Here is a 17,395-nt window from a genome sequence, read left to right on the forward strand (position 1 = left end):
CGGCGTTGCACAATCGTCAGACAGATTTCAGGCCTTGCTCAGAAGTAATCCAGCAACGCACTCAGTCCTGCTGCACCGCCGAAGATGTAGATGGCGCAAATAATGCCTTCGCCGATGGACGCGCCCAGCAATGTTTTCCACAGCTTGATTCTCAGCACGCTGCAGACGTAAACAATCATGTCGGTGGGCACCACAGGTATAAAGCCCCAGGCACTGATAACAAGCAATTCACGCTGCTTCAATAGCGCCGTCAGGCGTTCCACCTGGGTCGGGTAGTGTTCGTGAAAGTAGTGGTCAAAACGGAATTGGCGTGCCATGAAATAGACAATGGCTGAGGACGAGTAAACTGCCAGCTGATTGACCAGAAACAGGGGCCAGGGCGGGAATACCAGAATGCCCGCCAATACGATGGGCGTTGATGGAACCAGCGTGAAACCGCGCAAGGTGGAAATGACAAAATAGCCCAACAGGCCCACGACCAGGTTGTCGGAAAAGAACTGTCGGATATTCTCTGGTGCAAACAGGTCAGGGTAAAAAAAGTACAGCGACAGCGAGGTTGCCACCACCGCCAGCCATGTGTACAAACCAAAAAAATTGACCGTCTCCAGCTTTTCTTTATGCACGTTGTTCTGCTGCGCCTTTGGTCATGCTGTAGACAAATGCTGGCAGGATATTCAGCGCAACAAAATTGATATTGTCCATGGGCTTGCCAAATATGGACTCAATGTCAGCCTTGTTGCTGCGGAAATACTGATATTGCAGGTAGATACCGCCGTCGCGCAGACCAAATCTGAGGGCTTCAATTACCCTGTGCAGAAAGGCGTTGTTGTCTTTCATGCCTTCGAAGTTTTTCAGGGGTAATGAAGATAGAATCACATCATACCGGCCGGCTTCAGTCAGTAACTCGGTGACGCAGCAATTGTGCAGGCGCACCTGTTTGTCGGGGTTGCCAGTCATGAGCTGTTCGATCCAGGGATTGTATTCGGCCTTGATTTCACACACATCGAGCTGAGACTGCGGGCACATGCGCTGAATGATTTCGCGGGTAAAAGCGCCCCGACCACTGCCAATTTCAAGGATTCGCAACGGCCGGGAAAAGTCTATTTTGCCGACCATGGATTTGACCAGAAAGCCGGAGCTACTGACGATCAGGCCATCTTCGGTGATATTGCGTTTAATATTTCTGTAGATTTTGACGAGCATCGTTCTCCCGGGCGTCAGCCTGCATGCCTGCGGTAAGGCAGCAAATTCGCTGGGAGAGATCATACCCTTAAAGTGCGGGTAGTTGTAGTCAATTCAAAGGCCTAGTCCCAGGCAGACACGACAGTCGCTGTCAGCAACAATGTCAGCACCCCGATTAAAATCAATCCGGCCGAGGACTGCCACAGGCCTGACAATGGCAGTTGCAACGAGACATCGGAGACCTGATGCAGCACTTGCTCGGTCTGTCTTGTCCACTGGTTGGTCAGTGGTTGCAGGTGATTGATCCAGAGCTTCAGCTGGGTAGAGGCGGCGATCACAACTGCGGCCATTGCCAGCGTCCAGGTGGTCAGCAGCACCTGATGGCGGCGTCGCTGTTGCGCCGCGATTCGCAACAAAACAGTCTGACTGAAGCCATCATCGGCAATAGGCGGCCTTTGCCGCAATCGGTTTTCCAGTGACTCGTTATCAAGTGTCATGCTGATTGCTCCCTGTGAACAGTCGCTGGGCCCTGTTCTGTCGGGCTGGATAACTGTTGTTTCAGCTTCTCCAGACCGCGTCTGATATGCGATTTGACAGTGCCCAAAGGCAACTGCATGACTGCTGCGACTTCCTGGTGCGAATACCCCAGCGTCATGTTCAGGGTAATGGCGGCGGATTCAACAGAAGGCAGGTTCAGCAGGGCGCGCTCCAGGTCAATTTGCCCGGCATTGTCATCCGGCGCCGTGGTTGCCAGTGTTGCTGCCTGCCATGCCTGATAATCAAGCTGGACGTCCCGCTCCCGCCGCTGCTGACGATATGACTGTAAAAACTGGCGGTAGGCAATGCTGCACAACCACGCGCCAAAACGTCCCTGTCCTTTATAACTGGGCAGCTTCTGATGGGCAATAACAAATACCTCCTGCGCCAGGTCATCAGCCGAATCTACGTTGCCACACAGGCGGCGTAGCAGTGCCCGGACCCGGCTCTGATGCATGATCACCAGCTGCCCGTACGCGCTGTCGTCTCTGCCGCCGAGGGTTCTGAGAATCAGGGTTTTTTCCAGCGCCTCGCTGTCAGTCATGCCTGTGTCAGTCAATCCAGTTCCTGCCGGCCACCATCGAGTTTATTACCATATTTCATCACTGCCAGATACGCCAGCCCGGCACATAGGAGCACGCCGCCCACAAAAATCGCCGCGTCCCGGTTGCCCTGTAACACAAAACCCAGAATCACGGGCAGGCTGATCGCCGTGAGAATCAGCCCTTTGCGCAGGTCATTCCGGGGTGTGTTGTTTTCGCCGAGCATTTGCAGCATTTTGTCTGTGACTCCACCGTTTCGCTCGGCCAGCTTCAGCACCGTGTCCATTTTGCGAACCTGGCTGACATGGCGCAGATAGATAAATGTAATCAGGCTTGCGGCGAGACAAAAAAACATTGCTATAGGGACCCATTCGTCATTCATGTTCATTCTCCTGATAGTCGGATATTAAATAGTCGAATACTAATATTGTGTGGGGATTAGATGCGCCGCGAGGTCGATCTGGATGCAGGTTAATCAAAAAAAACCTGGTCGCGCCAGGCCTGAGGCGGCGTGTGAAACCGGCCTGGCGTCATATTCGGGTGTACAGCAGCGGCGTCCTGCCGCTAGACTTGCGTTTTTCCACTAAATGAATGCGTTGCTGTCAGGGAGTCCCGGGTGTCTGAGTTGCTGGAGTTTGAACATATCATTGAGGTTAATGACCTTAGCAATCCCGACATGCTGGCGCTGAGCCGCGAGGTTTTGTGGCAGGGGCTGGTGTATCGCGCCAGCTACCCCGATCACTTTAATCCCGCGCTGAGTTGCCGGCTCGAACCGGGGACCGAAAACCGGTTTGTGCGCTGCATTGATGTGGGGGAGTTACAGTTACGGGACGAAGTTACGCTGGTGCCGATGCAGGAAATTCATACCCTGATCGACGGCCGGACCCAGGCGATGCATGCAGAAAGTGTCACCAGTATTGATGAGCCGGAACCTGGTCGCTTATTTGTCCGGTTTCGCTACAGACGAGATGCCATTGCGGTTGAAGGGGGACTGAATGCCAACGATTACCTCAAAGAGGCGTATCGGCAGCAGGATCTGGAAGCCATCAAAACCATCCGTGAGATGGCCGCCAATAAACAACTGTCCGGAAACAGCGGTCATTAACAGGGAGAAATCTATGCATCCGCTGGATACCGCAATCAGCCTTGATCAACTAAGCAAGGGCAGCTACCGGGCTCACACCAGCGCGGCCTATGCCAATATGGTGGGCCCTTTTGGTGGGGTCACCTCGGCGCTGCTGCTCAATGCCGTGATGCGGCATGAAGACAAGCTGGGCGACCCGATTTCGTTGACCGTGAATTTTGCCGCGCCGGTCGCCGATGGCGAGATTCTGGTGGAAGCGCAGCCGGTGCGAACCAATCGTTCCACGCAGCACTGGTTGATGCAGGCGACGCAGAATGATGAAGTGGTCGCGTTCGCCACCGCCGTGACAGCGGTGCGACGCGAAACCTGGTCGGCGCATGAGGCGTTGCCTCCCCGGGACGCGCCAGATCCGCTGACTCTGGCGCGCATGGACACGACCGACAAACCTGTGTGGACGCAGTGCTACGACATGCGTTACATGGACGGTGACATGCCGGCACAGCCAGGTGGGGCGGGAGAGCCAGATGGGGAGGAGCAGAACCACTCCTATTCATGTTTGTGGGTGCGCGACGAGCCGCCCAGGCCGCTGGATTTTGTGTCGCTGTCTGCCATCTGTGACAGTTACTTTCCGCGCATTTTTATCCGGCGTCAGCGGCGCCTGCCGATTGGTACCATCAGTATGACCACGTATTTTCACGCTGACACGGCCATGCTGTCGGCGCAGGGCGAGCAGTTTCTGCTGGCAACCGCGAAGGCGCTCAACTTTCGCAATGGCTATTTTGATCAGACCGCTGAAGTGTGGTCAGCTGACCGGCAGTTGCTGGCCAGTACGCACCAAATGGTGTATTTCAGAGACTGAGCAGCACTGACGGCCGGACACTCTAACTCGCCGGCCGGGCAATAATCGCCATGGTCAGGCGGGAGACACACACCGTTTTTCCGGCCTCAGTTTCGATCCTGATCTCCCAGACCTGCGTCGTACCACCAATATGGACCGCTTTTGCCGTGCCGATCACCCAGCCTGACGATACCGGGCGGATATGATTGGCGTTGATATCGAGGCCAACCGCCACCTGATCGTCCCGCCGCAGGCAGCGGTTGGCGGCGACACTGCCCAGGGTTTCTGCGAACAGCACCGACGCACCACCATGCAGTATGCCGAATGGTTGTACGGTGCGGTGATCTACCGGCATACGCCCGCGCAGAAAGTCGTCACCGATGTCAGTGAATTCGATGCCCAGAGCAGTGACGGCCGAGTTGCTGGCGTGCTCTGCCATTTGTTCCAGCGTCGTGTCGCGGGTCCAGATTGCCATAAAACGTCTCGTGTAAATTTAAGGTAATCACCGGTGATCGCAATGACCGGTGATTGAAATGGTTGGTAATAAGAGCCGGCTTATCCCATCGGATACGGAATGTCCTTATGCACGACATCGCACTGTCGCATGATGTCGTCACTCAAGGTCACGTCCAGCGCTGCCAGTGACTCATCAAGCTGGTCCGCGGTGCGGGCACCAATGATGGTAGAGGCGACAAAATCAAAATTCATGCTCCACGCAGTTGCCAGCGTTGTTGGTGACATGCCGGCCTGGCGAGCGATCTCGATATAACGAGCGGTTGAGTCCAGTGTGCCCGGATTCACAAAGCGGTCTGCCATCGCGCGCTGACGCGGATTGTCCATTTGCAGATATTCCCCGAAACGACTGTTGGGCGGTGCCTTCTGTTCATTGTATTTGCCGCTCAGTACGCCTCCGCCAATGGGAGAGTAGGGTAGCAGCGACACGTTTTCGCGCCGGCATACTGTCGCCAGTTCGTCCAGGAAGCGACGGTTGAGCAACGAGAAATTATTCTGGATGGACTGAAAACGCGCGTAACCCTCGTACTCGGCGACCGTGTTGGCCTTGGTCAGGCCATAAGCATTTTCATTGGACGTGCCCAGGTAGCGCACTTTGCCAGATTCCACCAGCCGGTCCAGCGCGTCCATGGATTCATCAATGGGTACGACCGTGTCGGGCCAGTGCACCTGATACAGGTCGATATAATCAATACCCAGGCGCTGCAGGCTGCCCTCGACGGCGCGTTCAATGTGGTGCCGGTCAATGGCTGTCAGGCCCTGGCGAATTGGCGGCACAAACCAGCCCGAAGCTGCGCCTGCGACCTTGGTGGCAATGATCAGGGAGTCCCGGTCGCGGGTCTTGATCCATTTGCCGAAGATGGTTTCGGTGAGTCCCACGGTTTCCTTGCGCGGTGGTACCGGGTAGACCTCCGCGGTGTCATAAAAATTGATGCCGCGCTCGTAAGCCTTGTCCAGAATACGGAAGGATTCCTTTTCATCACTCCAGCTGCCAAAGCTCATGGTGCCCATGCAGATGGGGCTGACGCGCAGGCCGCTGGTGCCGATATATCGATAATTCATAAGTGTGTCTCTCGGGCGGTCCGGTGTGTATTCCGGATGTCGAATCGGTGGAATGGTATTCCCCGATTATGGCATTACTTGCTTGTGGGCTGTCAAACGGCATAAAGGTGATGCTAAGCTCTGAGCACGATCACAATAACCAGTTTTAACAAACAGAGAGTATCGGAGCTATTATGCACACCACCATCAAATCGTTTTGCGTCGCCGGCCTTTTCGGGCTGGTTTCAAGTGTCAGTCTGGCTCAGGGGCCTGCCGCCACCATTGATCAACTGGACTGGATGACCGGCAACTATGCTGGCAACCTGGGCCCGAATACGCTGGAAGAGAACTGGATTGCGCCCGAGGGGGGCTCGATTGCAGCCATGGTCCGTATGACCGGTAACGGTGGCACCAGCATGTTCGAAATGATTACCATCGAAGAGGTCGACGGCTCGCTGGTGTTGAATGTTCAGCAGTTTGATGCCGGTTTCAAGCCACGCACGCCAGAACCCACCACCATGGAGCTGGCCATGATCATGGACAACCATGTGCATTTTAATGCGGTAACGGAAGGCGGCATGCGCTCGTTGGGTTATACGCTGGACGGTGATACCTTCACGATCCATGTGGAACAGGCCAATGGTCAGACCATGGATATCGCGCTGCAAAAACGCAGCCTTTGGGATTGACGGCTAAAACGCCAGATTAGGCATACAAAGGCGGTTCGAATGACTGACTTCAGGGATAAAACCGCCGTCATCAGTGGCGGTGCGGAAGGCATTGGCTTCAGTATTGCGCAGGCACTAGGCGCGCAGGGCATGAACATTGTGCTCGGCGATATTGACCCGGCGCAACTGGACAAGGCGGTGGCAAGTCTGACGGAGCAGGGTGTGCCGGCATTGGGTGTGGTGATGGATGTCACCCGCCCTGAGCAATGGCAACAGCTGGGCCAACGGTCCGTTGATCGTTTTGGCTCAATCCATATGCTGGTCAACAATGCCGGTGTCGGGGGTGGCACCGGAACTGTTGAACAGATTGATGAGCGCGACTGGCGCTGGGTGCTGGACGTCAACCTTATGGGTGTCATCTATGGCACGCAGACACTGATACCGTTAATCAAACAGCACGGTGAAGGTGGTTGGTTGATCAATGTCGCGTCCATGGCCGGGATGGCGGGAGTGCCCTACGCGGGCGCATACACCGCAACCAAAACGGCTGTTGTGGGCATGTCGGAGAGCTGGTTTGCGGAATTGCAACTGCACAATATCCAGGTGTCGGTGCTGTGTCCTGCCTTTGTCAAAACCCGGATCAACCTGTCCGAGCGCAATCGCCAGAGCGATTATCAGCGTCAACAGCAGGAAACCGAGCAGGATGTTGCCATGGCAGCGCGCATGCAGGCGATTGTTGATAATGGCCTGGCAGTGGACGTTGTGGGTCAGCGCGTGGTCGAAGCGGTAGGGCAGGGCGAATTGTATATTTTCACCCATCCCAACTACCGCCAGGTGGTGCAGCAGCGCTATCAGGCGATTGATGAAGCGTTTGCGCGAGCCGCCTACAGTCCGTTGCTGGCGTCTGTGGTTGATGAAGAAATTGTCGGTTTTACCTGATTCACTCTGTAGGACTTTAACACTGGCAGGCTCACGAGAGCAGAGTCATGGCTGAACCCGACTTCATGCTACAATTCGGGACCCAGTAGTTTCTCGAAGAGACAGATTTCATGAAGCACATTTTCACTCTGGTTTTATTGCTGAGCGTCAGTCTGAGAGCCAATGCCGACGTGTTCGCCGTTTTTCGCGATGCTGATGGCTCCACCAACTGGCAATACATCGCCAATACCAGCGCCAGCCTGCTGATCCTGATTCTGCTGGTGGTGTTGTTCTTTCTGGTGCGTGCCAACCTGCGTGCCGGCCGCTCAAACCGGGCGTTAAAAGAGATCAAGGCGACTCTGGAAGACCGCGTTGATCGCCGCACCCAGGTGCTGCAGGAGACCGCAGAGCAATTGCGTAATCGTGAGGCTTACATCACCAGCATTGTAAATTCGATGCCGGTGATGCTGATAGTTGTCAATGAGCAACTACAGGTCACTCAGTGGAACAAAACCGCTGAAGACATTACTGGCCGCCCGTTTGCCGATGTCACCGGCAAAAACCTGTGGGCAGCGTATCCGGCGATTACCCTCACGGACGAACAGGTCGACAGCGTGCTGAGTTCCGGGCAGACCCTGCGTCTGAAACACACGCAGCGTGGTCAGTACAGTTTTGATATCACCCTGTACCGGCTGCGGGACTCGGATGACACCGGTATTGTGATTCTGATCTCCGACATCACCAAACAGGTGAACGCCGAGAACAAGGTGGCCGAACGCGACAAACTGTCCGCACTGGGGGAGCTCGCGTCTGCCATGGCCTATGACATCAGTCTGCCAATTAATACCATTTTCCAGCATGTGTCGGATGCCCGTGAGAAGATCGAGGCAACGGATCTGGGGCCGGTACAATCGTTGTTGCTGCAGGAAGTCGAGATTGTCCGGCAGAGTGCTCAGCAGGCAACCGCAATTTCACAGAATCTGCTCGATTTTGCGCGTAGCCACAGCAATTCCAAACAGGTGGCTGACATCCCTGCCATCATGGACCAGAGCATAGCTCAGGCCAGTGATCTGTTCACTGACAGTGACGGGCTGGCGTTCAGGGACGTGGAAATACGCCGCAGCTATGCGGATGAGCTGCCGCCCATGTCCTGTTTCCCGGCCGAACTGGAGCAGGCGTTTACGCGTGTACTGCGCAGTGCCTATTATGCACTCAAGGCCAAGGGGCCCGAGGCATCGTCGCCACCGCTGATTCATGTCGAGATCGGTCAGTTCTTTGATTCACTGTGGATCAAGGTATTGCACAAGGGTAAACCCTTGAGCGCGAGCGAACAGCTGGACATTTTTGAGCCCTTCTTTGTCAGCACCTCTGACACCGGTGCCTACCCGGTTGAGCACCGCCTGTCCTATCCGTACTTTATTATCACTGAACATCACCGTGGTCATATGTCAGTGACTTCCGATGATCAGTTTGGCACCTGCTTCAACATCCAGTTGTCACTGGTCTGATTCAAAACAGACCATCTGCGTTGAGCTGCCCAGCGTCGGGTGTGTCTCACCAATGTCTGCGTAGCGGGCAGTATAGCGGTGGCGCCCGGCAACGCCTTCGCACCACGACCTGAATTGCGCACGTGTCCATTCAAAAAAATGGCCCGGGTGACGAATTTCGTGATCGGCCATTCCATGAATCGGGTTGTATTCCTTATTGGGGGTGGTGATGATCACAAGCGGTGGTCGTAGTGCCCGAAACACGGTGTCTTCAACACGAGACAGGCGGCCAGGCTCGATATGCTCGATGGTCTCCAGCATGATTGCGGCGTCAATGCTGCCGTCACCGCCTTTACTGTACCAATCCGTATTTTCAAAGGAGCCGCGGCACACCTTTAACTCAGCGGACGGGTTGAACATGTCAATATTCAGCGCCTGGCGCGCCTCTGCCAGAACGGTGGTGTCGATATCAATACCGATCAGGCGGGTTATCTGGTCGAGCTCGCGCAACCAGACCAGCAGTTCGCCATTGCCACAACCCAGGTCGACCACACAACGGGCCTCGCTGCCACGAATCTCGTGCAATACTGCGTCAAGTCGTTCACGGTGCAGATCGGTGCTCATGGTGTTGTCGCCGGCGCGCGGCGCTGTGGCCACGACTGTTCAATAGCGTACCCCAGTGCCAGAAGTTCCACGTCACTCAGATATCGACCTAGCAGTTCCAGCCCCATGGGCAGGCCGGTGTCACTGAAACCAATGGGCAGAGACAGCGCCGGAAAACCCGAGTTCCCGCTCAGGCTGCAGTTGTTACCAGGCTGGTTTTCCCCGGTCAGCACCGGCATCGCGGAAATCGGCGGGTACGCAATCAGGTCCAGCTGCTGTGCATCCATTGCTGTGTTTATGGCCTGTTTCAGGTCATCGCGCGCCGCCATGGCGGCGTGGTAACGTTGCGGGTCCTGCTCCGCGGCTGCGCTGCGAGTCAGTAACGGCGCTACCGCATCGTGATAGAGACCACTGTCCACAATCGCTTCCAGCGTCGGGTAGTCTGTGCTGCTGAATGTCTGCAGATACGTGTTCAGATCTGTTTCAAACTCATGGCCAATCAATCCGGAATTGCTGATTAGCGCTGCCATGTCCGGGATGGACATGCTGACGACCTCTGCACCCAATGTCTGTAGCTGAGTGAAGGCCTGTTCAATCAGAGCCTGTACCGCGGGCTCGGCATCCACCAGATAGGCATCCAGTCTGCCAATGCGTATGCCCTGCAGTGAGGCTGAACCCAGCGCCGGTGAGAATAACATGGGTTCACGATCCCTCATGACTTCGGTATCACCGTCTTGTGGGTCAAAGCCCGTGGTCAGGTCGAGCACGATGGCCAGGTCGGTAATGCTGCGGGCCAATGGTCCGGCAACGTCCTGCGTATGCGATAGCGGCATGATGCCATGAATGCTGCTCAGCCCTTTGCTGGGCCGCAATCCTACCAAATTATTAAACGCAGCTGGAATACGGATGGAACCACAGGTGTCGGAGCCCATGCCTGCGGTAGCAAAGCTGGCGGCTACCGCTGCCGCGGTGCCCCCACTGGAACCACCGGGCACGTAGCGGGGGTCATACGGGTTGCGCGTCTGCCCGCCCAGAGAGCTGATGCTGGTGATGCCGTAGGCGAATTCATGCAGATTGGTTTTGGCGAGTACGATGGCGCCGGCGTCCCGCAACAATTGCACCTGCGTGGCTTGCTGATTCGGCACAAAGTCAGCGAGTGACCGTGACGCACCGGTGGTCGGCATGTCGGTAGTGTTGTAGTTGTCCTTGATCACCACCGGGATGCCATGCAGTAGACTGCGCGGACCACGGCGCTGACGCTCAGCGTCCAGGGCCCTGGCCTGGCTTAGGGCATTGTCATTGAGGCGCAGGATGGCGTTGAGTTGCGGGCCTTGCTGATCGTAGGCCTCGATGCGCTTGAGATACCGCTCAACCAGTTGCACAGCAGTCAGGCTGCCCTCTGTCATTTGCTGTTGCAGTGCCAGAATGCCGGTTTCAACGACATCAATACTGTCTGTGACAGCTGGCGCTTCATGGGAAGGTGGCAGTAGCATATTCTGCGAGCCCATGACCTGACGCAGGCGGTCAGGGTAATCGGTAATGATGCCATCAACGCCGATGCCGATCAGATGTGCCATGGTGGCGGTGTCATTGATGGTCCAGGTGATCACTTCCATGTTCAGTGCATGCGCCTGCCTGACCATGTCGGTGGTGGTGAAAGGTTGATAGTCGTTGTCAGCAATGACGCCGTTCTGCGGCAGACCGTGCACCGGTGAGATGGCATTGGCGCCAAATGAGGCCGCAGCGGCCGGCAGATTGCAGTCAAAGTCGTCCATATCAATACCGCCGGTCCACGGCGATGCGCCCGGCTCGCCGCATTGCAGAAAGGACTGGGCATTGGACAGGGCAACAATGGGCAGCTCGGGTGCAAGCGCTTTCACTCGCATCAGCGCGCCCCAGTCGAAGCTCTGAATGCTGACCTGCCTGTGCATGCGATGGTGGTAGATCTGATCGATGACAGCGGCGACAAACTGGTCGCGTGGAGCGGTTTCGTGGGGCGCACCGGCTTCAACTTTGGTCTCGATATTCAGCATCACATCGTAGGCCTGGTGGCGTTTAACCAGGTCGAATACCTCACTGAGCAGCGCCAGTCGCGCGCCTGGCACGGTGCGCTGATCAGTATGCGGTTCAGCGCGCTGCGACCCGCAGTCCAGGGTGCGTATCTGGTCCCAATGCAGATCCTTGATGTATTTGCCGACATAGGGGAAGTCCGGGTCATCCGGAGTAGCCGGCTGTGTGTCCAGGCAGCGGTGAGGCAATACCTGTCGGTCGTGGGTGACCACCACATAACCGTCTTCGCTGACCTGAGTGTCCAGCTCCAGCGTGCTGACGCCAAGCGCCAGAGCATTGGCAAAAGCCTCCAGGGTACTTTCCGTGACCAGGCCGATGCCGCCGCGGTGGGCCTGCAGATCGAAAGGCTGGGCCTGAGTGGTCAGTGGCGCCAGGAGCAGGAGGGTGAGGCTGAGCAGTCGCATAGTCGGAGTCCGAGTTGTATTTATTCTGGAAATCGCTTGAGCGGTAGTCTACAACACTATTGCGAGCTTATTTAATACACAAGGAGAGGGTGTTATGAGAGAACTGAATTCGAAGGAAGTTGGGATCGTGTCGGGTGGTGGGGATGGTCCTCCGGCGACGATGGGGACCGGTTGTTTTTCAGCCATGGTATTTATTGGAATATCCCCGCTGCTCGGTCCAGCCGGTATGATCGGTGCCGCATTTAATGCCTTGGGTGCATGCGAGGGCGTAGATTTTACGTCTTGACGGTACTGCGATAACTTTGTCCTTGCCGTACGAAGAAGGTGATCGTATGGCTGGGGCATTCTATATTGGAGCAATGTCATGAAATCGGTGTTGAAACAGTTGCTAGATGCTGAACTAAGGTCTGCAGTAGCCAAGAGTTATAAATTGGAGCTATGGCTGGCATTTATCCTGGCGAGTATTTTTACACTGATGTCATTTACTACGAACAACTTTAGTTGGGGGGGAATGTTGCTTGCCGTTCTGTATTTTTGGCACCGCTACGTAGTATTGAATGTGGCAAGAGCCTACAGATTTTCTGACACCGAGTCTGCATCTGCTGAGCAGAGCAAGACAGCGCCGGATGTCAGTGCCGATGATCCTCAGGTTGAACGTAAATAATTTGCCTGCCTCAATCTGACTGGCCAATAATGCGTTTGAGTAATTCCTGATCGCTGAACAGGTTGGTCAGGGTCCAGCCAAAGCGGACCACGACCAGGTCCCGGGACGGCACAATATAAAGGCGTTGTTTGCCCAGACCGGCCGCCATAAAAATGTCCTCCCCCAGTGCCGGCATGACGTTATCTCCCGTCGGTCGGCCATCCTCAGGTACGGCGTCCAGTGCCGGGTCATAAGAGCCCGCAACAGGCCGGTTCAGCCATCAGGTCAATCCGTAGCCCTGATCAGCGCTTCGCTGATCTGTTGCAACCTGATCTGGTAGGAGCGCCGCTCGGGATAGAGTGTGACACAGCTGTCGAGAAAACCGCTTGAGCCGGTATACTGGCCACGTGCCTGCAGCCATTGTGAAAGCCCGGTTAATGGCAGGCAAGTTCAGTCCGGCTACGCCTCAGGTGACGCCCGCAGGGAAACATGCGCCGCCACGTGCTCATACAAGCGGCACAACTGTTCCTGTTCCGCCCCATCAACCCCGGCCAAAAGCCCCAGCAGTGGCGTATGACCGGCGATGGCGACATCAGTCCCACCGGCGAGCCGAAGCACGCCCAGGCCTTCACCGGCCGGAAACAGGCTTGCCTGCCCATGGCGCTGACAGTCCTGCCACAGCGCAGGCGTGGTATTGATGGCATGCAATACCAGCACACCGCCAGCTCTGATCAATGGCAGCCAGCGAGATACGGTGGCTGCCGCGTCAGCTTCTTTTTGACAGTCGATATGCAGCAGATCGATGCTCTGCGGCGCAAATCGTTGTTCAGGTTGGTCCGGGGCAGCGTCCAGTTGGTAGGAAAAACCGGCATAGTGATCCCGGTTGTAACGGTTGCTGGTGTCCGGGTCGTCGGCTTTGCCAAAGGCGTAAACCAGGCTGTCCACCTGATGGTCTTTGATCGCCTGGCAGAAGGCAAAACTGGCCTGCTCGCCGTCGCCCAGGGTCAGGTCAACCACCAGGGTCGGGTGAAGGCTCGCCGCCAGGTCATAGAGCAGCGGCAGATGCGGTAGCCAACGGTCATGACGCTGTGGCCAGGGAAGTTGGTAACGTTCAAGTGATTCCGGCAGGTAAAGATCGTTCATCAGCGGTTATATCCTCCATCGTCTATCCAGGGGTCACGATCTTCACCGGCAAACCGGTTAAAACGCTGACGGCCGCGACTGCAGGATTCTGCTATAAACGGCATCACCTGGCGGGGCAAGGGCCCAAAAAATTGGGGTTGTCGTCGTACCGCCTGATAGTCGTTGCCACGGATCTGGCGAAATTCCTGCTGGAACTGCTGCAATTGGTCGGGCAGCTCGTTGCGGTAGCTGGTAGTGACACCGCCGTGATACTGGTGGAAGACACCTTCGCCCCAGAGCAGGTAGAGCGGCGACTGTTCACGGCGGACCAGCCTTTGATAAAGATCCATATTGACGCTGCCGCCGCCGGGTGAGCGGAAAGCCGTGTCGGCGCCACCACTTTCCAGAAATGCCTTGCGGCTGCAGAAAAGCAGGTGCGACTCCATCGCCGGATGCAGTAGACCGTGTGGATTGGCGCCACTGAAGCAGCCGATATTGAACAGCTCGTAGGGTGACTGCGGCCAGCCGCTGTTCTGCAACAGCTCGCGTTCCCGGGATTGATCATAACCGGCCTTGCTGCTGACTTCCTGGCGCTCGCTGCCCAGGTGGTAGCCCGGTACGCTGACCAGGCAGTCGGGATCGTTTGCATACAGCCAGGCCACCTGCTGCAGAATGCCCGGGGTGAGCATGTAAGCGCTGTCGATAAGAATGCCAATCACATCGCCGCGGGCCATATTGACAGCTTCGTTTAGTGCATTAGCAGGAGAAGTGTCAGGTGTCTCTCGTAATTGGTGCCGGATGTCACCTTCGAAGTCGTCAATCAAAGACAAAGGTAGTGGCGACGGTGAAGGATTCTCAATCACAATAACTTCATAGTTCAGCTCCGTGCCCAGTGTCAGGTAGCCCGGCGACAGCGAGTGCAGCGTATGACGAAATTGGTCGGGGATGTTGTGCACGACACAGACAATACTGATTTTGGGTGCAGTCCTGATGAAGCCTTGCCAACGGGATTCATCGTGCCCGGACGGTTCATCTTCCCAGAACTCACGCTGCAGTGTTGCCAGGCGGTGGTATCTGTTCTCCGCCATGCGCACGGATTCGGCCAGATGTGGCTCAGCATGACGGCCTACCGGCCCAAAGAATATAGGCTGTCGGCGCAAGGCAAAGAACGCGTTCTGCCAGATTTCCTGCAATTGTGTCTTGAAACCCAACACACGTTGACTCTGTGCCTCGTCGGAGCGGGTAGTGACGCCACCGTGATACTGATGGAAGCTGCCTTCACCGGGTAAAACATAGACATGGCTGGCCACACACAAACCCAGCTGACGCAAAATATGCAAATTGACAGCACCGCCGCCGGAAGCGACAAAGCGGGGGTCTGCGCATTGCTGCTCAATCAGGTGGGAGGTTTTGCAAAACAGGGCACTGGCTTCCATAAACGGCTGCAAGAAGCCGCGCTTGTTGCCGGGGGAAAAACAGGCATGACGGAACAGGCGATAACCATTCTGTTGCCAGTCTTCTTCCCGGAACATCTGCTCCTGCCAGTTCAGTAAGCCCGGCAGGTCTTCGACCAGATGCTGTTGCTTTTGTCCCAGGTGATACCCCGGCACGGCGACCAGCGCATTGTTCTCATTTTCAAGAATGCACAGCGCCTGAGCCAGGACGCCCGGAGTCAGCATCTGGGCACCGTCCAGAATCAGGCAGGCGAATGGGGCACGGCATTGCTCCAGCGCAAAGGCCATGGCGGCGACAGGTGAAACACCCGATTCGGTGCGTAGATAGTAGCGGAAGTTCCCGGGCAAAGCCTGAACACTCGCAGTCAGCATGTTATTGCCTGAGTCGTTTTCGACGACAACAATCTCGTAGTCCGCTTCGTCGATTGCATCCTGATATTCAGCGCTCAGCGTCGTTAATGTGCGTGACAGAGCCTCCGGCATGTTCCAGGCAATGACAACGACAGAGAGTCGTGGTGTTGGTTCAGTTTTCATAGCCGTATACATTCAGCATGTCGCCGCAGCAGTCCCGGATGTAGGTCAACTCCTCGTCCGTCAGTATGCCACGATAGCGGTCCTGTTCGTCGCCTACAACGATATCTTCAGGAAACTCCTCAATGGGCTTTTCGCCCAGGAAGGCTAGAATGCCATTTACCGTTTCCAGAGGAAAGTCGCACAGGTCCCGATACCTCAGTTCGTGAACGCGGTCAGGAAAGCCTTTACGGTACTCGTTAACAAGGTGTACGCTTTCCAGCCAGTAATTGATGGCGCCACGGAGTGGCTGCCGGGCTAACATGCCTCCAGCCCTGAGGCTGGCCACGACATTGTAGGGATGTCGATGTATATGTATGAAACGCGATTCAGGATACATAGCGCTTAATAGCAGCATGCCATACACATTCTGCGGTGATTTATCGAACCAGCGCTTGCCGGAATGGTTGTTATTGTCCTTGAATATACGCGCGTAGTTATCCATCAGGTCTTTGCGATGACGTCCCTGCTGCAGGGTGTAAAAAAAGTCAAATTCGTTGAGCCCATCCAGTTCTCTGTGCTGTCGAAATACTTTGTTCTTTAGATAACTTCTTTCGAAATCTTCTGTGCCATAGGGCTCCGCCCAACGAAAAAAGTGGGTTTCTTCAGGTGCGCACAATCTGGGGTGTCTGCGCAATATGTCACGTAACAACGTCGTTCCCGAGCGCACGCTGCCAACAATGAAAAACGGGTGCTTACTGCTCATCGGTATTTGGCTCTTGTGATCCAGTCTGTTGTTTCTGTTGCGTCTGTCGCTGCCTGCGATATTCTGATTCAGCCCGAAGCGCGTGGTTCAGGTGGGTCTCGGGCAGTCTGTGATACTCGTCACTCCAGGGTACTTCGGTGTAGTCATGCTGTTGCCAGTAATAACAAAACCGTTTGTCTTTCCAGCCCTGATAGATCGAATCCCACGACTCGCGCGCGAAATGTGGCTCCAGTACCGGAGGTGTTAACGCGTCGCCGTCGGGTAGATAGCGGTAATCGACCGACAGTCGCAGATATTGGCTATCGTGATTGGGCAGGGCGCGGTGCACGGTTGTCGAAGAAAACAGAATCACGTCTCCCGGTCGGTAATGGGTGCTGACCCAGGGCAGGCGTTGCAGATGGTCCGGTAACACAGCCTGTCTGTTGCCCGGTCCAAGATGGAAATCCAGCGGCAGAATGGTATTGCCCTGGTTCGAGCCTTGCAGAATGGCCAGACCACCGCGTGATACTGGTACATCGGTTAATGGAATCCAGGCAGCGGTCAGGCGCAGGCTACCCTGATTATTGGGGAAATCCTGGTGCGGTGGCGTGGTGGCGGCATCATGTTCAGGCCAGCCAAAACGGCAGATCGAGAGCGGGTGAGGAAAACAGTCACTGGCCAGAACCCGTTGCATGATCTGCAGCAACACCGGTTGATGTGCCAGCGCATAAAATGGCTCCAGGCGCATGACTTCGTCATAGACATCAAAGAAGCCTTCGGAGGCCTCACCTTCGCGCATCGGGGAGCGAATGGTAGTGATCGAGCCGGTGTCTTCGTCATTTTTTATCCAGCCATGCTTGTGCAAAATACTTGCGATGGATTGGCGCAGCCGGGTGACCGCCGTAGCTGGCAAAAGATTGCGAAACAGCAGGTAACCGTTCTTTGTCATACGGGTTTGCAGAACCTGGTCCGGTTCGGCTATCGAAGACGCCTGCATTGGTTGTAGCGGCGGGCTGTTGGCATCAACACTCACG

The 17,395-nt window shown here is 55.8% G+C and carries 21 protein-coding genes; 7 read left to right on the forward strand and 14 right to left on the reverse strand.

Annotated elements, in window-relative coordinates:
* Positions 1 to 38: 38 nt before the first annotated feature.
* The 5 genes from PHACT_RS11930 to PHACT_RS11950 all read right to left on the reverse strand — a co-directional run bounded on the left by PHACT_RS11930 (position 39) and on the right by PHACT_RS11950 (position 2,643).
* On the reverse strand, positions 39 to 623 hold the full coding sequence (locus PHACT_RS11930) for a TVP38/TMEM64 family protein (protein ID WP_083264546.1): 585 nt from the start codon (positions 621 to 623) through the stop codon (positions 39 to 41).
* On the reverse strand, positions 616 to 1,203 hold the full coding sequence (locus PHACT_RS11935; protein ID WP_070117972.1) for a class I SAM-dependent methyltransferase: 588 nt from the start codon (positions 1,201 to 1,203) through the stop codon (positions 616 to 618). The genes PHACT_RS11930 and PHACT_RS11935 overlap by 8 nt, the downstream gene beginning before the upstream one ends.
* Positions 1,204 to 1,304: 101 nt before the next feature.
* Positions 1,305 to 1,679 carry a hypothetical protein gene (locus tag PHACT_RS11940; protein WP_070117973.1) on the reverse strand — a complete coding sequence of 125 codons (375 nt, stop codon included), beginning with the start codon at positions 1,677 to 1,679 and terminating at the stop codon, positions 1,305 to 1,307.
* Complete coding sequence (locus tag PHACT_RS11945; protein WP_083264547.1) at positions 1,676 to 2,278, reverse strand: RNA polymerase sigma factor; 603 nt, start codon at positions 2,276 to 2,278, stop codon at positions 1,676 to 1,678. The genes PHACT_RS11940 and PHACT_RS11945 overlap by 4 nt, the downstream gene beginning before the upstream one ends.
* Positions 2,275 to 2,643: a DUF6249 domain-containing protein gene (locus tag PHACT_RS11950; protein ID WP_070117974.1), complete on the reverse strand. Its 369-nt coding sequence runs from the start codon at positions 2,641 to 2,643 to the stop codon at positions 2,275 to 2,277. The genes PHACT_RS11945 and PHACT_RS11950 overlap by 4 nt, the downstream gene beginning before the upstream one ends.
* Positions 2,644 to 2,877: 234 nt before the next feature.
* Here PHACT_RS11950 and PHACT_RS11955 point away from each other — a divergent pair, with 234 nt between their 5' ends.
* Positions 2,878 to 3,366 (forward strand): AtaL-like protein, encoded by a 489-nt coding sequence (locus PHACT_RS11955; protein WP_083264548.1) that lies wholly within the window; start codon positions 2,878 to 2,880, stop codon positions 3,364 to 3,366.
* Positions 3,367 to 3,379: 13 nt separating this feature from the next.
* Positions 3,380 to 4,204 carry an acyl-CoA thioesterase gene (locus PHACT_RS11960; protein ID WP_070117975.1) on the forward strand — a complete coding sequence of 275 codons (825 nt, stop codon included), beginning with the start codon at positions 3,380 to 3,382 and terminating at the stop codon, positions 4,202 to 4,204.
* A gap of 22 nt (positions 4,205 to 4,226) precedes the next feature.
* Here PHACT_RS11960 and PHACT_RS11965 read toward each other — a convergent pair whose 3' ends face one another.
* Together PHACT_RS11965 and PHACT_RS11970 are read right to left on the reverse strand one after the other, a co-directional pair.
* The gene (locus tag PHACT_RS11965; RefSeq protein ID WP_070117976.1) at positions 4,227 to 4,658 is read right to left on the reverse strand and encodes a hotdog fold thioesterase; all 432 of its coding nucleotides are present in this window, start codon (positions 4,656 to 4,658) and stop codon (positions 4,227 to 4,229) included.
* 80 nt (positions 4,659 to 4,738) lie between these two features.
* On the reverse strand, positions 4,739 to 5,758 hold the full coding sequence (locus PHACT_RS11970) for an aldo/keto reductase (RefSeq protein WP_070117977.1): 1,020 nt from the start codon (positions 5,756 to 5,758) through the stop codon (positions 4,739 to 4,741).
* A 173-nt stretch (positions 5,759 to 5,931) separates the two neighbouring features.
* Between PHACT_RS11970 and PHACT_RS11975 the strand changes: the two genes are divergently transcribed.
* The 3 genes from PHACT_RS11975 to PHACT_RS11985 all read left to right on the forward strand — a co-directional run bounded on the left by PHACT_RS11975 (position 5,932) and on the right by PHACT_RS11985 (position 8,831).
* Positions 5,932 to 6,426: a DUF6265 family protein gene (locus tag PHACT_RS11975; RefSeq protein ID WP_070117978.1), complete on the forward strand. Its 495-nt coding sequence runs from the start codon at positions 5,932 to 5,934 to the stop codon at positions 6,424 to 6,426.
* A 39-nt stretch (positions 6,427 to 6,465) separates the two neighbouring features.
* The gene (locus PHACT_RS11980; protein WP_070117979.1) at positions 6,466 to 7,344 is read left to right on the forward strand and encodes an SDR family NAD(P)-dependent oxidoreductase; all 879 of its coding nucleotides are present in this window, start codon (positions 6,466 to 6,468) and stop codon (positions 7,342 to 7,344) included.
* Between the two features lie 110 nt (positions 7,345 to 7,454).
* Positions 7,455 to 8,831 (forward strand): sensor histidine kinase, encoded by a 1,377-nt coding sequence (locus tag PHACT_RS11985; RefSeq protein ID WP_070117980.1) that lies wholly within the window; start codon positions 7,455 to 7,457, stop codon positions 8,829 to 8,831.
* On the opposite strand, the gene PHACT_RS11990 is transcribed toward PHACT_RS11985, so the two are convergent.
* Together PHACT_RS11990 and PHACT_RS16700 are read right to left on the reverse strand one after the other, a co-directional pair.
* Positions 8,820 to 9,434, reverse strand: coding sequence for a methyltransferase domain-containing protein (locus PHACT_RS11990; protein ID WP_070117981.1), 615 nt, complete (start codon positions 9,432 to 9,434; stop codon positions 8,820 to 8,822). The two genes, PHACT_RS11985 and PHACT_RS11990, sit on opposite strands and share 12 nt — an antisense overlap.
* Entirely contained in the window at positions 9,431 to 11,887 is a 2,457-nt protein-coding gene (locus tag PHACT_RS16700; RefSeq protein WP_070117982.1) for an amidase family protein, read from the reverse strand. Before PHACT_RS16700 ends, PHACT_RS11990 begins: the two co-directional genes overlap by 4 nt.
* A 94-nt stretch (positions 11,888 to 11,981) precedes the next feature.
* Between PHACT_RS16700 and PHACT_RS12000 the strand changes: the two genes are divergently transcribed.
* Positions 11,982 to 12,173: a hypothetical protein gene (locus PHACT_RS12000; RefSeq protein ID WP_070117983.1), complete on the forward strand. Its 192-nt coding sequence runs from the start codon at positions 11,982 to 11,984 to the stop codon at positions 12,171 to 12,173.
* A gap of 78 nt (positions 12,174 to 12,251) precedes the next feature.
* Complete coding sequence (locus PHACT_RS12005; RefSeq protein WP_070117984.1) at positions 12,252 to 12,551, forward strand: hypothetical protein; 300 nt, start codon at positions 12,252 to 12,254, stop codon at positions 12,549 to 12,551.
* 10 nt (positions 12,552 to 12,561) lie between these two features.
* Here the strand turns inward: PHACT_RS12005 and PHACT_RS16355 are convergent, their stop codons facing one another.
* From PHACT_RS16355 to PHACT_RS12025, 5 genes are all read right to left on the reverse strand, one after another.
* Positions 12,562 to 12,726, reverse strand: a complete 165-nt coding sequence (locus tag PHACT_RS16355; RefSeq protein WP_169819453.1) for a hypothetical protein — start codon at positions 12,724 to 12,726, stop codon at positions 12,562 to 12,564.
* Between the two features lie 263 nt (positions 12,727 to 12,989).
* The gene (locus PHACT_RS12010) at positions 12,990 to 13,673 is read right to left on the reverse strand and encodes a class I SAM-dependent methyltransferase (protein ID WP_070117985.1); all 684 of its coding nucleotides are present in this window, start codon (positions 13,671 to 13,673) and stop codon (positions 12,990 to 12,992) included.
* Positions 13,673 to 15,640 carry a glycosyltransferase family A protein gene (locus tag PHACT_RS12015; protein WP_070117986.1) on the reverse strand — a complete coding sequence of 656 codons (1,968 nt, stop codon included), beginning with the start codon at positions 15,638 to 15,640 and terminating at the stop codon, positions 13,673 to 13,675. Before PHACT_RS12015 ends, PHACT_RS12010 begins: the two co-directional genes overlap by 1 nt.
* Complete coding sequence (locus tag PHACT_RS12020; RefSeq protein WP_070117987.1) at positions 15,630 to 16,382, reverse strand: sulfotransferase family protein; 753 nt, start codon at positions 16,380 to 16,382, stop codon at positions 15,630 to 15,632. The genes PHACT_RS12015 and PHACT_RS12020 overlap by 11 nt, the downstream gene beginning before the upstream one ends.
* The gene (locus PHACT_RS12025; RefSeq protein ID WP_070117988.1) at positions 16,372 to 17,394 is read right to left on the reverse strand and encodes a phytanoyl-CoA dioxygenase family protein; all 1,023 of its coding nucleotides are present in this window, start codon (positions 17,392 to 17,394) and stop codon (positions 16,372 to 16,374) included. The genes PHACT_RS12020 and PHACT_RS12025 overlap by 11 nt, the downstream gene beginning before the upstream one ends.
* Position 17,395 lies beyond the last annotated feature (1 nt).

Origin of the sequence: Pseudohongiella acticola (assembly GCF_001758195.1) — a bacterium.
Classification (GTDB): Bacteria; Pseudomonadota; Gammaproteobacteria; order Pseudomonadales; family Pseudohongiellaceae; genus Pseudohongiella; species Pseudohongiella acticola.

Coding starts and splice junctions, on each gene's coding strand:
- PHACT_RS11960 (WP_070117975.1), top strand. CDS start 3,380: ATGCATCCGCTGGATACCGCAATCAGCCTTGATCAACTAAGCAAGGGC.
- PHACT_RS12010 (WP_070117985.1), bottom strand. CDS start 13,673: ATGAACGATCTTTACCTGCCGGAATCACTTGAACGTTACCAACTTCCC.
- PHACT_RS12015 (WP_070117986.1), bottom strand. CDS start 15,640: ATGAAAACTGAACCAACACCACGACTCTCTGTCGTTGTCATTGCCTGG.
- PHACT_RS11950 (WP_070117974.1), bottom strand. CDS start 2,643: ATGAATGACGAATGGGTCCCTATAGCAATGTTTTTTTGTCTCGCCGCA.
- PHACT_RS16700 (WP_070117982.1), bottom strand. CDS start 11,887: ATGCGACTGCTCAGCCTCACCCTCCTGCTCCTGGCGCCACTGACCACT.
- PHACT_RS12020 (WP_070117987.1), bottom strand. CDS start 16,382: ATGAGCAGTAAGCACCCGTTTTTCATTGTTGGCAGCGTGCGCTCGGGA.
- PHACT_RS11990 (WP_070117981.1), bottom strand. CDS start 9,434: ATGAGCACCGATCTGCACCGTGAACGACTTGACGCAGTATTGCACGAG.
- PHACT_RS11975 (WP_070117978.1), top strand. CDS start 5,932: ATGCACACCACCATCAAATCGTTTTGCGTCGCCGGCCTTTTCGGGCTG.
- PHACT_RS11970 (WP_070117977.1), bottom strand. CDS start 5,758: ATGAATTATCGATATATCGGCACCAGCGGCCTGCGCGTCAGCCCCATC.
- PHACT_RS12005 (WP_070117984.1), top strand. CDS start 12,252: ATGAAATCGGTGTTGAAACAGTTGCTAGATGCTGAACTAAGGTCTGCA.
- PHACT_RS16355 (WP_169819453.1), bottom strand. CDS start 12,726: ATGCCGGCACTGGGGGAGGACATTTTTATGGCGGCCGGTCTGGGCAAA.
- PHACT_RS11935 (WP_070117972.1), bottom strand. CDS start 1,203: ATGCTCGTCAAAATCTACAGAAATATTAAACGCAATATCACCGAAGAT.
- PHACT_RS11985 (WP_070117980.1), top strand. CDS start 7,455: ATGAAGCACATTTTCACTCTGGTTTTATTGCTGAGCGTCAGTCTGAGA.
- PHACT_RS11965 (WP_070117976.1), bottom strand. CDS start 4,658: ATGGCAATCTGGACCCGCGACACGACGCTGGAACAAATGGCAGAGCAC.
- PHACT_RS11940 (WP_070117973.1), bottom strand. CDS start 1,679: ATGACACTTGATAACGAGTCACTGGAAAACCGATTGCGGCAAAGGCCG.
- PHACT_RS12000 (WP_070117983.1), top strand. CDS start 11,982: ATGAGAGAACTGAATTCGAAGGAAGTTGGGATCGTGTCGGGTGGTGGG.
- PHACT_RS11980 (WP_070117979.1), top strand. CDS start 6,466: ATGACTGACTTCAGGGATAAAACCGCCGTCATCAGTGGCGGTGCGGAA.